Origin of the sequence: Paenibacillus amylolyticus (assembly GCF_050990605.1) — a bacterium.
In the GTDB taxonomy this organism is placed as follows: Bacteria; Bacillota; Bacilli; order Paenibacillales; family Paenibacillaceae; genus Paenibacillus; species Paenibacillus amylolyticus_H.
On sequence record NZ_CP158832.1, the window covers coordinates 3,823,370 to 3,836,295 of the forward strand.

12 protein-coding genes are annotated in these 12,926 nt (G+C 48.1%); 5 read left to right on the forward strand and 7 right to left on the reverse strand.

What is annotated here, in order from left to right:
* Positions 1 to 15: 15 nt before the first annotated feature.
* The 6 genes from ABTV53_RS17065 to moaA are packed head-to-tail and all read right to left on the reverse strand — an operon-like array spanning position 16 to position 9,198.
* Complete coding sequence (locus tag ABTV53_RS17065) at positions 16 to 1,527, reverse strand: nitrate/nitrite transporter (protein ID WP_433744552.1); 1,512 nt, start codon at positions 1,525 to 1,527, stop codon at positions 16 to 18.
* Positions 1,517 to 2,254: a respiratory nitrate reductase subunit gamma gene (narI, locus tag ABTV53_RS17070; RefSeq protein WP_433744554.1), complete on the reverse strand. Its 738-nt coding sequence runs from the start codon at positions 2,252 to 2,254 to the stop codon at positions 1,517 to 1,519. The genes ABTV53_RS17065 and narI overlap by 11 nt, the downstream gene beginning before the upstream one ends.
* A complete protein-coding gene (gene narJ, locus ABTV53_RS17075) occupies positions 2,251 to 2,943 on the reverse strand; it encodes a nitrate reductase molybdenum cofactor assembly chaperone (protein WP_433744557.1) in 693 nt (230 codons plus the stop codon). The genes narI and narJ overlap by 4 nt, the downstream gene beginning before the upstream one ends.
* On the reverse strand, positions 2,928 to 4,397 hold the full coding sequence (gene narH, locus ABTV53_RS17080; RefSeq protein ID WP_433744559.1) for a nitrate reductase subunit beta: 1,470 nt from the start codon (positions 4,395 to 4,397) through the stop codon (positions 2,928 to 2,930). The genes narJ and narH overlap by 16 nt, the downstream gene beginning before the upstream one ends.
* The gene (locus ABTV53_RS17085) at positions 4,387 to 8,139 is read right to left on the reverse strand and encodes a nitrate reductase subunit alpha (RefSeq protein WP_433744562.1); all 3,753 of its coding nucleotides are present in this window, start codon (positions 8,137 to 8,139) and stop codon (positions 4,387 to 4,389) included. The genes narH and ABTV53_RS17085 overlap by 11 nt, the downstream gene beginning before the upstream one ends.
* A 57-nt stretch (positions 8,140 to 8,196) precedes the next feature.
* Positions 8,197 to 9,198: a GTP 3',8-cyclase MoaA gene (moaA, locus tag ABTV53_RS17090; RefSeq protein ID WP_433744565.1), complete on the reverse strand. Its 1,002-nt coding sequence runs from the start codon at positions 9,196 to 9,198 to the stop codon at positions 8,197 to 8,199.
* A gap of 320 nt (positions 9,199 to 9,518) precedes the next feature.
* Here moaA and ABTV53_RS17095 point away from each other — a divergent pair, with 320 nt between their 5' ends.
* The 5 genes from ABTV53_RS17095 to ABTV53_RS17115 are packed head-to-tail and all read left to right on the forward strand — an operon-like array spanning position 9,519 to position 12,312.
* A complete protein-coding gene (locus tag ABTV53_RS17095; RefSeq protein WP_036613358.1) occupies positions 9,519 to 9,752 on the forward strand; it encodes a DUF2249 domain-containing protein in 234 nt (77 codons plus the stop codon).
* A 17-nt stretch (positions 9,753 to 9,769) separates the two neighbouring features.
* Entirely contained in the window at positions 9,770 to 10,144 is a 375-nt protein-coding gene (locus ABTV53_RS17100) for a hypothetical protein (protein WP_433744568.1), read from the forward strand.
* The gene (locus tag ABTV53_RS17105) at positions 10,131 to 10,736 is read left to right on the forward strand and encodes a DUF2249 domain-containing protein (protein WP_433744571.1); all 606 of its coding nucleotides are present in this window, start codon (positions 10,131 to 10,133) and stop codon (positions 10,734 to 10,736) included. The genes ABTV53_RS17100 and ABTV53_RS17105 overlap by 14 nt, the downstream gene beginning before the upstream one ends.
* 13 nt (positions 10,737 to 10,749) lie before the next feature.
* A complete protein-coding gene (locus tag ABTV53_RS17110) occupies positions 10,750 to 11,982 on the forward strand; it encodes a hypothetical protein (protein ID WP_433744574.1) in 1,233 nt (410 codons plus the stop codon).
* 30 nt (positions 11,983 to 12,012) lie between these two features.
* Positions 12,013 to 12,312: a metal-sulfur cluster assembly factor gene (locus ABTV53_RS17115; protein WP_036613395.1), complete on the forward strand. Its 300-nt coding sequence runs from the start codon at positions 12,013 to 12,015 to the stop codon at positions 12,310 to 12,312.
* Between the two features lie 231 nt (positions 12,313 to 12,543).
* On the opposite strand, the gene ABTV53_RS17120 is transcribed toward ABTV53_RS17115, so the two are convergent.
* On the reverse strand, positions 12,544 to 12,888 hold the full coding sequence (locus ABTV53_RS17120) for a cupin domain-containing protein (RefSeq protein ID WP_433744577.1): 345 nt from the start codon (positions 12,886 to 12,888) through the stop codon (positions 12,544 to 12,546).
* Positions 12,889 to 12,926: the final 38 nt, after the last annotated feature.

Sequence of the window (12,926 nt, forward strand, 5' to 3'; positions counted from 1 at the left end):
TTACCGATACATGTATCAGGCGATTGTGAGCTCTGGCCTGCCCATGTCACTGAACATGCCTGCATAATATTTGACTTCGCCTGCTTCATTACGGATTGCCGTAATACTCAGCCATTCCTGATAGATCTCTCCATTTTTCTTCCGATTCCAGATCTCGCCCTGCCAATATCCTTTTTCACGTAATTCCAGCCATAATTGGTCATAGAAATGTTTATCCTGCTTACCGGATTTCAGCAGACTTGGCTTCTGTCCAACCGCCTCTTCAGCGCTATACCCAGTGACCGCAGTAAAGGCCGGATTCACGGATGTAATCACACTGTTTGTATCTGTGATCAGAATGGCTTCAATGGTACTCTCCAGAATGCTGGCAGATAACTGAAGCTTCTCCTGATAGAACATCCAGATCACAAGTACAAGACTGACCAACGCGATCTGAGACAAAGCCATGAAACCAATGGCATAATGACCGGTCATGCTGTACAACAAAGTCAACATCAACGGAGGGAAGAATCCACCCAGTCCCCCCATAGCGGAGATCATCCCATTCGCTACACCTGGTTGTTTGACGAAATACATTGGCACTAATTTGAAAATGGTTCCGTTACCTGTCCCTGCGCATAATGCCACAGTCAGACATCCAATCGTATAGATATAGAATGATGGCGCGAAGGATAATACAATCGCTGCGATCGTTAATCCGCCGAACACAAACATTAATATTTTGAATGGATTAAATCGATCTCCAAGCCAACCTCCCACGGGCCGCATAATGGTTGCAACGAGAATGAATCCCGCTGTACGAATACCTGCATCGACTTTATCCATCTGAAAGTGACTAACCAGAAAATTCGGCAAGTACACCGTAAACGCCACGAACGAGCCAAATGTCAGAAAATAAAACAAGCAGAGCAACCATAGTTTATTGTTGCGTGATATGGCCTTCAATTGCTGCATCAATGGAGCGTTAACACGTACTTCCTGTTTGTCACCCAGAACGAAATTCAGCGCAGCCATCCCCAGTAGTAAAATACTGTAGAGCAGAACCGTCGTAGACCATCCCATTCGATCGGCAATCAGTGGTGCTCCAAAAGCAGACAGTGCTGTCCCTAGGTTACCAATCCCGTAGATCCCGTTAACAAATCCATGTCGCTCTTTCGGATAATATTTGGGCAGTGAAGTTACACCGACCGAGAAAACGGCCCCACCAATACCGAGGAACAGTCCACCTATCACCAGATCACTGAACGACGTCGCACGGCTAATCCACCATACCGGGGCCAGCAACAGGACAAAGCTGATCATGAAAATATTGCGTGCACCATATCGATTCGTCCAATAACCAATCGGAATACGGGCAATCGATCCAATCAATACGGGAATCGCTGTCGCCCATGCAAGCTGGGAAGAAGTAAGCGCAATATCCTCTTTAATGAATGGCATGAGAGAGGACAGGATAACCCATACCATGAACCCAAGAACGAGACTTGCCGTTTGCAAGGGCAGTTGAATCTTTCCTTTATGTTGCATCTACATCGCCCTTTCCTTTTTTTTGTTCCTGATTCGGATACACAGCTCCATCTCTTCTGCGATACAACACATAACTGCGTTTCAGATAACTGAGCGGCATACTTAACATGTGAACCAGACGAGTAAATGGAAACACGCAGTACAGGACAAAGGTTAGCAGAATGTGTACTTTGAAGTTCATTGGTACCGTCTGCATCAGAACCGGATCAGGCTGGAATACGATCAGACCGCGCAACCACGGATTAATTGTTGTTCGATAGTCAAAACCTGTGTGATTCACCGCATTAGCCGAGGTCGCCAGTATTCCGGTGACAATGACAATGATCAACATGGCAAGTGCCAGCCAATCCCCGATGCTGCTCGTTGCCCGTACTCTGCGAGCAACATAACGGCGAACCAGCAAAATGACTGCACCTGCAAATGCAATGATCCCCGCAGGCAGTCCTCCTGCAATAGCCATCAAGTGATACCCTTCATCACTCAGGCCGATCCAGCGATAGAACTCCACTGGAACAAGCAAACCGGCAATATGTCCACAGATTACGGCGAATATTCCGATATGAAAGAGTAAGCTGCCCCATTTCAGCATGCGTTTCTCCAACATCTCACTGGACTTGGACGTCCAACTGAAGGGATTCGTCACATATCTCCAGATCGTCGCCGTAATACAGAAAACAATGACCATATAGGGAAGAGCGCCCCATAACAACAGTTCCAGTGTACTCACCGATTCCCCCTCCTCATCTGGGCCGCAATCTGCATAAGATCTGCTGGTTGTTGGTTAACGGTTTCTTCTTGTTCTGGCACATCAGGGGCAGGAGGCTCAGGAACGACCTGTAACATCAGGCTGAGTAATGGTCCATACGGGCTGTTCTGTTCCGTAATGCTTTCGCTCATTGTGATCAACGCCTTATGGCAACTGGAGAGCACACCTAAGGCATCTTCCTCGGGAGCCTCAGCCACAAATTCAAGCACCATAGGCAGATAGTCCGGCAACTCACTTACTTCCATGTAAAATCCCGCAGCTTCGTATCTGCGCTTCAATTCAATCAAAGCCGGACCCCGATCCCGCTCATCGCCATGGAGAGCATATGTGAGATAGAGGTTAGACTTTTTATCAAAATCGAATGTACGAACATAGGCATCCTGCCATTCAATCGAGCTTACCGCCTGTGCATCATCCACAAATGTCAACAGAATCTGCTTCACCGTCTCATCCGAAATGGACTGTATGGCTTCCTGAACACCCGATAGCCCCTCTCTCCACGCTGTATCCGGATATTGCAACAGGTAGGAGATCAGTTTGCAGACCATTCTTCTCGTATCCGCATCGTAAACCAGAGTCTGACCTGTTCCTTCATTGGTATCGATCGTCATCGTTGTCGTTGTCTCCTTTCCCATCAGAATACCCCGCAAGAACCTGGACCCCCTGCAAAATCAAGTCCGCAGCTTCCCTGTTCGCTGAAGAGATCTTCCACTTCCTCACGGTGGGCTGGCGGGATGACAAAACGGTCGTTGTACTTCGCAATCGCGAGCAGTCGGTACATGTTCTCCACTTCCTGTGCATCCATACCCACTCTTTCCAGCAATGCCGATTCACTGGTCTTACCCGTCTGCTGATTACGCATGTGAATGCGCATAACTGCCATCTTCCGCAGGACCTCACGGATTCGATCCGTATCTCCTGCTGTAAGCAGATTGGCAAGATACTCCACCGGAATACGCATGTTATCAATCGCAGGGAAAATATCATTAGCCTCCAATGAACTTCCCTGTCCCTCTACCCGATTGGTAATCGGGCTAAGCGGTGGAATGTACCATACCATTGGCATGGTGCGGTATTCCGGATGAAGCGGGAGCGCAATTTTCCAATCGATAACCATTTTATAAATAGGGGACTGCTGCGCTGCAACAATCCAATCCTCTGGAATCCCTGCCGCACGCGCTTCGCGGATCACCTCAGGATCATTCGGATCAAGGAAAATATCCATTTGGGATTCATAGAGATCCTGATTATTTTCAACTGAAGCAGCGGCTTCAACACGGTCTGCATCATACAGCATCAGGCCGATATAACGGATACGTCCCACACAGGTTTCGGAACAGATCGTTGGCAGACCCGCTTCAATCCGCGGGAAACATAGCGTACATTTCTCGGCTTTGTTTGTCTGCCAATTGAAATAGACCTTTTTGTAAGGACAGCTCGATACACAGAATCTCCATGCGCGGCATGCATTTTGGTCAACCAGTACAATCCCGTCTTCTTCCCGTTTGTACATCGCTCCGGAAGGACAGGAGGACACACAGGCCGGGTTAAGGCAGTGTTCACAGATCCGTGGCAGATACATCATAAATACCTGTTCAAAATCCATTTTGATCGAATCCTCTACACCCTTCATATTAGGGTCTTCCATCCCGGTTACATGGGCACCTGCCAGATCATCCTCCCAGTTCGGACCCCACTCCAGATTCATATATTCACCGGTAATCTGGGATTTCGGTCTGGCTACAGGCTGATGTTTTTTCTCCGGGCTGTTCGTCAGTTTCTCATACTCATAGGTCCATGGCTCGTAATAATCATCAATGGTAGGCTGATCCGGGTTATGGAAAATGTTAAGCAAGCGTCTTGCCCGTGTGCCGGACTTCAATTCCAGTTTTCCATTCTTCATCTCCCAGCCACCCCGATAACGCTCCTGGTCCTCCCATTGTTTCGGATAACCGACCCCTGGCTTGGTCTCTACATTGTTCCAGTACATATATTCTGCACCTGGACGATTGGTCCAGGTGTTTTTGCACGTAACACTACATGTATGGCACCCTATGCATTTGTCCAGATTCATGACCATACTGACTTGTGCTTTAATCTTCAAGCCAATCCACCTCCTGCAGTTTTCTTATGATGACATTGAGGTCACGCTGATTGCCTGTCGGGCCATAGTAGTTGAATCCATAACTTAACTGGGCATAACCACCGATCATATGGGTAGGCTTCACATGAATACGTGTCGGACTGTTATGCGTACCCCCACGTGTCTGTGAAATTTTGGTACCCGGAACGTTAATGTGACGGTCCTGCGCGTGATACATGAATGCCATGCCGCGAGGAATACGGTGCGTCACTACAGCTCTGGCAACGACTACCCCGTTACGGTTGAAACATTCGATCCAGTCGTTGTCGACCAGTCCAGCTTCTTCTGCATCTTCGTAGTTCATCCAGATTGTCGGGCCACCTCGGAACAAAGTCAGCATCGGCAGCGCATCATAGTACATACTGTGGATCGACCACTTGTTATGCGGTGTCAGGTAATTCAGGACAATCTCCTTGCCACCTTCAATCGGACGTTTGCTGTTTGGATGGAACGGCGTATGCTTCAGCACAGGTTTAAATGTCGCTAATGTCTCTCCGAACTCACGAAGCATCGCATGATCAATGTAGAACTGCTGTCTGCCTGTCAATGTACGCCAGGGAATCAGGCGCTCCACATTGGTGGTGAATGGCGAATATCGACGTCCACCTTTTTCCGATCCGCTGAATGCAGGCGAGGTAATGACCGTTTTCGGTTTGGAAGTGATCTCGTCAAACGTAAAACATTCCTCCGACCGTTCCTCAGCCAAATCTTTCAGATGTAATGCTGTTTTCTGTTCAAGCGCCTCCCACGCACGCACAGCCATCTTGCCGTTCGTTGTACTGGACAAGGTCAGAATGGCCTCCGCAACGTTACGGTCTGTGCTCAGATCCGGACATCCTTGTTCAATGCCATCTTTACGGTGCACACCCAGAATGCCCTTGAGTTTTTCATACTCTTCACTGGCTGACCAGGATATGCCTTTGGTACCGATAGGTTTATCCTTCACCACAGGTCCAAGGCTGATCATTTTGTTATATACGGCAGCATAGTCACGTTCCACGACCTGAATATGTGGCATCGTTTTACCCGGGATTGCTTCACATTCTCCCGCACTCCAGTCTTTGATCTCTCCGTATGGTTGAGCAAGCTCATCTGGTGAATCATGCAACAGCGGTGTAGCTATGATCTCCTTCTGTGGACCATCAAATTGCTGCGCAGCCATCTCAGAGAATACACGCGCAATTTCCTTGAAAGTATCCCAGTCCGAACGGGATTCCCATTGCGTGGCTACCGCCGGATTAAATGGATGAACGAATGGATGCATATCCGTACTGCTCAGATCGCTTTTTTCATACCAGGTCGCTGCTGGCAGAACAATATCGGAATACATCGCCGTACCTGCCATCCGGAAATCCATATTGATCATCAGGTCGAGTTTGCCTTCCGGTGCTTCATCCACCCATTCCACATGCTCTGGGCGCAGTCCATGATCGTCATCATTCAGCAATCCGTTCGTTGCACCGAGCAGATGCTTGAGAAAATACTCATGTCCTTTGCCGGAACTTGAGATCAGATTCGCTCTCCAGACAAATAGTACACGCGGGAAGTTCGCTGGATCATCGGGTTGTTCGATTGAGAACTTCAGATTTTTGTTCTGCAACTCTGAGGCTACATACGCACCGATCTCTTCCTTCGTCGTTGCTCCAGCCTGCAGTGCATCCTGATGCAGATCAATCGAGTTACGATTGAATTGTGGATAAGATGGAAGCCAGCCCATACGCGCAGCCATCACATTATAATCCGCCACATGCTGGAACCGCGGTTCACCCTCAAGCGCCGAAGTCAACTCTCCTACTTGGGTCTCCTCGTATCTCCATTGATCTGTTGCAAAGTAGAAGAAGGATGTTCCGTTCTGCAGACGTGCAGGTCCGGTCCAGTCACGAGCAAAGGCAATCGTCTGCCAGCCTTCAGCCGGACGCAGTTTTTCTTGACCAACATAGTGCGCCCACCCTCCACCGTTCACACCCTGACAGCCTGTCATCAGTATTAAGTTAATGATGGCGCGATAGATGACGTCGGAGTTATACCAGTGATTAATACCGGCTCCCATGATGATCATGGAACGCCCTTTGGTATCGATCGCATTTAGTGCAAACTCACGTGCAATCTGTACGACAGTCTCTTCGTCCACACCAGTGATTTTCTCTTGCCACGCTGGGGTGAATGGTTTTACCTGTGGTGCATTCAAGATGTCGTCTCCACGGTGAACACGTACACTCAACTGCTCCGCACCAGTGACTACTTCTGCTGAATCCGCAGAACGTGTCATTTCACGTTCAATTCCGTATTTGGCAAGTACCAGATCGTATACGGCTGTTACCGTTATCCATCTGTCCCCCAGCCAGATCTGGCGTACAGGAATCTGCCGCTTCATGACATGTTTTCCCTCATCATCAAAGTACGGCAGATGAATGGTTACAAGATCATGATGGACTCCGAGCATGGATAGTCTAGGATCAATCGGCTCACCGTTCTCCACCTGTTCCATTTTGAGATTCCATGTGCCTTCTTCACCCCAACGGAAGCCCAAACTTCCTTTTGGCATCGCATAGGTTCCACTGTTCTCATCGTATACAAGCGTTTTCCATGCCATATTGTTGCCCGTAATACCCAGGTCTTCCCCAACGAGAAATCTGCCTGCTGTGTGTATCCCGTCCTTTTCTTCCACAATCAGCAGATTTGGAAAGTCCGTATACTGTTTGGCATATTGCATGAAATAGTCCGTAGGCTTTTCAATATAAAACTCTTTCAGAATGACATGACCCATAGCCATCGCCAGAGCGCCGTCCGTTCCTTGTTTTACCGACATCCATGTATCTGCAAATTTCACATATTCCGCATAGTCCGGGCTGATCGACACCACTTTCGTTCCCCGATAACGTGCTTCAGCCAGGAAGTGGGCATCCGGTGTCCGCGTCATTGGCAGATTCGAGCCCCATACCAGAATGTATCCCGAGTTGTACCAGTCGCTGCTCTCCGGCACATCCGTTTGATCGCCCCAGATCTGAGGTGAAGCCGGTGGCAGATCCGCATACCAGTCGTAGAAACTGAGCAATGGTGATCCCATTAGGGAAAGGAACCGTGACCCTGCTGCATAACTGACCATCGACATGGCAGGAATTGGCGAGAAACCAATAATCCGGTCTGGCCCGTATTCTTTGATCGTATGAATTAGCGAAGCGGCAATAATCTGTGTCACTTCACCCCATGACGCGCGAATTAATCCACCTTTGCCACGTACCGATTTGTATCTTTTCACTTTGGACGGATCATCCCCAATACTGGACCATGCTTGAACCGGGTCACCATGTGTCTGAAGCGCATCACGCCACATGTCCAGCAACGCACCACGTACGTAAGGATGTTTGACACGCAGCGGGCTGTACAGATACCATGAGAAACTCGCTCCACGTGGACAACCTCGTGGTTCAAATTCCGGCATATCCGGTCCCGTTGAAGGATAGTCGGTAGCCTGCGTTTCCCAAGTGACAATGCCGTCTTTCACATAGATCTGCCAGCTGCATGATCCGGTACAATTGACGCCGTGTGTGGAACGCACCACTTTGTCATGCTGCCAGCGGCGACGGTAGACATCTTCCCAATCCCGATTGACCGGGGACATCTCACTCCAGCCCTCCGCACTTTTTTCACGTTTGGCAAAATATTTGAGTTTGCCCATCCAGGGCATGCTTTTGTTACGCATTGTTGTCCTCCCACATATGTGACCTGTTGATGCAAGTTGAATCCTGAACTGCTGTTGCTAACCTCCGATTTGCGACATATGTCGCAGCGTTGGCGTGCCATCAATCTGTTGTCCGTTTAAGGCTTTTAACATGTCATGTGTTTCGGGTTTGGCTCCGAGCGCCTTGTAAAATAGATCCTGTACCGCCTTGTCATCACCTACGAGTGGACGAACATTGAACTCATCTGACCAGTAGAGACAAGGTTTGATATTTCCGTCTGCTGTCAGCCTGAGCCGATTGCAATTTCCGCAGAAATGGCTGCTCACCGGGTGAATCAGACCAAACGTTCCGGCAGCTCCCGCAATGCGATAACTATCTGCAGGTCCATTCCCATAAATCTCTCCACAGCTTTCGTACTCCCATCGTGCTCCGCATGTTTCCAGCACATGTTCGAGGGGCATATACCCTGATCTCCAACCTTCTCCACTTTCACCAATAGGCATGTACTCGATAAAACGAATATGAATGGGTTCATCCCGGGTCATCCTCAGAAAGTCTTCGACTTCATCGTCGTTCACGCCTTTCATCAGAACCACGTTCAGCTTGATCGGATGAAATCCGGCCTCTTGGCTGGCCTTAATGCCGTCCAGCACACGCTGCACCTTGCCGCCTCGGGTAATGCTTGCGAATCGTTCTGGATTCAAAGAATCCAGGCTTATGTTCACCCGGGTTAGCCCCGCAGCCTTCAGCAGATCCGCATAAGCTGCCAAATAAATGCCATTGGTTGTCAATGCGATATCTTCAATTCCTGGAATGGCGGACAACATCGCAATCAGTTGATCCAGCCCCTTGCGAACAAGAGGCTCCCCTCCAGTTAAACGCAATTTCCGAATACCTAATGGAGCAAGCGCCTTAACGATGGACGTGATTTCTTCATAGGACAGGATTCGTTCTGTCGGTTCGAACTGCATTCCTTCCTCCGGCATGCAATACACACAGCGGAGATTACAGCGATCCGTAACCGAAATTCTTAAGTAATCATGTATTCTTCCAAACGGGTCCATTAATTTTGAATCCATACACGTACCTCCCTTCTCTAGGGTGCTGTCTTCACTTCAGCCGAAGGAGAAAGCTGTTTTCTCTCATCCAGTGTCATCTTGACGCTAAATATAAGGATGTCTCGCTCGCTGAACTGTGCAAAATATCACAAGAAGTGAAACATAGCGCACAGTTTGCACATCTATATATGCTCCACAACCCTTTTCCAAACAGGATTCTGGTCTAAATAAGTCAAAATTATGGCAAAAAGAAATGTGTGACCCTGCTCACACAGCCCCCTCTTCACGTTTTCTATAATCAAATTGCAACACCACACTATCCCAATTTGGAGGAATGACACATGAACACATACGCTGCAACCATTAATGCCACGGAGTATCCACCGCATTTGAAACATAAAGTGATTTTCGAAACGTTTGATCAGTTGCAACCACAGGAATCCATGCTGCTCATCAACGATCACGATCCAAAGCCACTTCGATTCCAGTTCCAGTCCACACATCCTGATGGCTTCAACTGGGAGTATATTGAGCAGGGTCCTACAACCTTCCAGGTCAAAATCAGCAAACTATAGATTGGAGCTGAACCGCTATGGCCCACGTTGAAATCATTGACGATACTACACTTCGCATCACGCTAAGGCTGGAAGACGCCACAACCATGGTTCAAATGGCACAGCGTGAGCAAGCGGAATATGCGCAAGAGATTATTACTATTTACGAAAAAATGCCTGTGTTCGACTATACTCATTTCTGTTTCTACGCTTATGACAGTGCAAGACTTTTTGAGGGTGTGCTCGGCATGGACCCCAAAGCATATCTGTCCTTCTCCCTCGATGCACCGGACTCATTCTTCTATGCGCTGTACGGTGGGATGGCTGCCCTGTATGAATCTTCTCTACAGTTGGTACAGCAGACGGATGTAGCTGGTGCAGGATTGGATGTGACCGCACATGTCTCCATCTGATGTCCATATTGTTGAATTGGATGTGCGTCCTCATCTGAGTAAAAAGCTGGAGCCGTTTCAGCTGATCATGGACACGGTCAAAAGCCTTGAGCATGACGATGTGTTTGTACTACATGCTCCATTCAAACCGACGCCACTGCTCGGTATTCTTAAGCTGAAGGGGTATTCCAGCACATCTGAACGTAGGAGTTCAGATCACTGGGTTACCACATTTGTGCACAAAAAAAATAAAACCGGTGCAAAGGCAATTTCTGCAATGGTTTTATCTGGATCAGAAGTTAATTTGGAACCCGAGTCAGATGAAGAATCAGCTTCATGCAAAGGACATCCGGAGGAGCCAGTTGTTGCCATTGAAAATATTGAACCTCCACAGGCGCCCAAGGTTATATTGGACAATCGTGGATTGGAACCGCCTCAGCCCATGATGCGAACACTTGCCGCACTGGAGCGTTGCAAACCTGGGGAAGTCGTGCTGATTCACAATGACCGTGTACCTGTATTCCTAATTGAAGAGTTGAACAATCTCGGTTGCACCTACACGGTTGAAGATCAAGCCGATGGCACAGCCAAAGTGAGAATTGAAAAAGGGTAAGGAGGCGAAAGCCATGTCCAGGTTGCCGTTTCTTTTTATCATCACGGGCATCTTTGGATTTGTAATGTATCACGCCTTCTCTCTGCTCTCGCTGACAGGTTGGCTTGGTGATGAACTCAGAGGACCCGAAGGCTGGTTTCATGCCCATCTGTTTGTGCTTGGGTGGGCAACCATGCTGGCCATGGGTGCCGTATATCAGTTGATACATGTTATTTTGCAATCGAATATCTACAGTCTGTTTCTCGGATATTGTCACTATTTCTTGTTCAGTATCGGAATTGTGGGCATGTTATACGGCTTCATTCGTGCAGATGTCATCTGGATTGCCGGTTCTGCTACACTCGCACTTTCAGGCATTCTGTTGTTCGGATGGAATATGGGCGTTACTCTTTACCGCGCCTCACAGTGGAATCCGGTAACGATCAGTGCAGCTTGTTCCTGTCTTTATCTGGTTCTTACCGGGCTATCCGGTATGCTGATGGGTCTGAATTTTGCCTTTGGTGATTGGAATGGTCTGCATGAACGGTTATTCGGCGCACATATCTGGATGGGAACACTCGGCTGGTTTGGCATGTTAATTACCGGATTCAGTTACAAAATGCTGCCCATGTTCTACCTGTCCCACGATTATTCCAATCGATTGCAGAAAGTGGTCCTGGTTCTATGGAATTCAGCTGTAATTACAGGCGTTGTCGCATTTCTCACAGGTATCAAGGGAGGCTTGCTCTGGTTCGCGCTCTTGCTCCTAACTGCAGCCCTACTCTTCTATGTGTATCACTTGGAGCAAATTCAGGAGAAACGTCACAAAAGCAACCCCGGCCCGGGCATTCGCTGGTCTGTCTATGTAAGTCGTGCCTTTGCCGTATATGCTGTCGCCCTACTGATCTATTCCGCGCAAGGAACCGAACTGCTGCTCCATCCAAGGGTTGTTCTGCTGTCTGGATGGGTATATCTCGGGGGCTGGGTGTCCCTCACCATACTTGGATATGCCTCCAAAATCGTGCCTTTTCTGTGGTGGACCCACAAATATGGCAAGCAGGCAGGCAGACCCGGAACACTGCTGATGGCAGGTATGCTGAGTGAACGGTATGTCCATTGGGGTATGCTCGCCATGGTGGCTGGAAGCCTTCTGCTTGTCAGTGGAATTCTGATTAATCTGGCAGAGGTCATGATGGTTGGAGGAACAATCTTATCTCTGGTCTCCATCGTTTATATAGCGAATATTGCTTTAGTATTCAGACGTTAATATTAAAAAGGTGATTGGAGAGTGAACATGATGGAACAAACAACGCATTTACTGGAATGTCTCAAGGAAGTATATGACCCTGAATTAGGTGTCAATATCGTCGACCTGGGTCTGGTGTATGAAGTAAGAGAAGAACCTGAACGAGTACATGTACGGATGACGCTGACTACACCAGGCTGTCCACTTCACGATACCATCGTTGGTGCGGTGAAATGGGTTTTGCAGGAGAATACGAATAAGACTGATATTGACGTTCAAGTAGTCTGGGAGCCACAATGGTCTCCACAGCTGATGTCGAATGAAGCCAAGGAAATGTTGGGATACTTCTAGGCAGAATGATAAGAGACGGGATGAATGTCCGAGTTGCTGGCGGAATATAAAGAAGCATGCTTAGATCTGATGTTCTCAGACCCAAGTATGCTTTTTGTTTCGCGATGGGAATACACACTTGATCAAGGTATTCTTGAATAAAAATAAATAAGGAAACTCCAGAACAGAGTTCCCCTTATATTAGTGCCGAACAGTGAATCATTATATCAATCAATTCCTTGATATTATATCTTAGATGTCCTTTGCATACGATGCTGCTGGCACTTTATTTAACACCACGAACAAACGAACTTCCTGATCTCCTGTATTACGGAATGCGAACTCCACCTCACCACCGCAATGGATTACATCCTCTTGTTTCACCTCTTGTTCTTTTCCATCCAGTATAAGTGTACCCGTGCCTTCGACCACCAGCAAAATAACGTCTGTGCCCGGATGTTTATGAACGGGAAGCTGCTGACCTGGCAGAAAATGAAGTATAAAGGTCACTCCACCGCCCTGTTGGAATAAAACTCGTTTCGTAAAACGATCCTCACTGAATGCTTTAACTTCTTGCAATGACGTGATACTCATCATAATCGTCCTCCTTGATAATGTTATCTGTTGATGCATTC

What these genes read in the sequence shown, in the direction of transcription:
- ABTV53_RS17095 (WP_036613358.1), top strand. Translation starts at nt 9,519, where the DNA reads ATGAACACATACGCTGCAACCATTAATGCCACGGAGTATCCACCGCAT.
- ABTV53_RS17110 (WP_433744574.1), top strand. Translation starts at nt 10,750, where the DNA reads ATGTCCAGGTTGCCGTTTCTTTTTATCATCACGGGCATCTTTGGATTT.
- ABTV53_RS17120 (WP_433744577.1), bottom strand. Translation starts at nt 12,888, where the DNA reads ATGATGAGTATCACGTCATTGCAAGAAGTTAAAGCATTCAGTGAGGAT.
- ABTV53_RS17065 (WP_433744552.1), bottom strand. Translation starts at nt 1,527, where the DNA reads ATGCAACATAAAGGAAAGATTCAACTGCCCTTGCAAACGGCAAGTCTC.
- ABTV53_RS17115 (WP_036613395.1), top strand. Translation starts at nt 12,013, where the DNA reads ATGGAACAAACAACGCATTTACTGGAATGTCTCAAGGAAGTATATGAC.
- ABTV53_RS17100 (WP_433744568.1), top strand. Translation starts at nt 9,770, where the DNA reads ATGGCCCACGTTGAAATCATTGACGATACTACACTTCGCATCACGCTA.
- ABTV53_RS17085 (WP_433744562.1), bottom strand. Translation starts at nt 8,139, where the DNA reads ATGCGTAACAAAAGCATGCCCTGGATGGGCAAACTCAAATATTTTGCC.
- ABTV53_RS17105 (WP_433744571.1), top strand. Translation starts at nt 10,131, where the DNA reads ATGTCTCCATCTGATGTCCATATTGTTGAATTGGATGTGCGTCCTCAT.
- moaA (WP_433744565.1), bottom strand. Translation starts at nt 9,198, where the DNA reads ATGGATTCAAAATTAATGGACCCGTTTGGAAGAATACATGATTACTTA.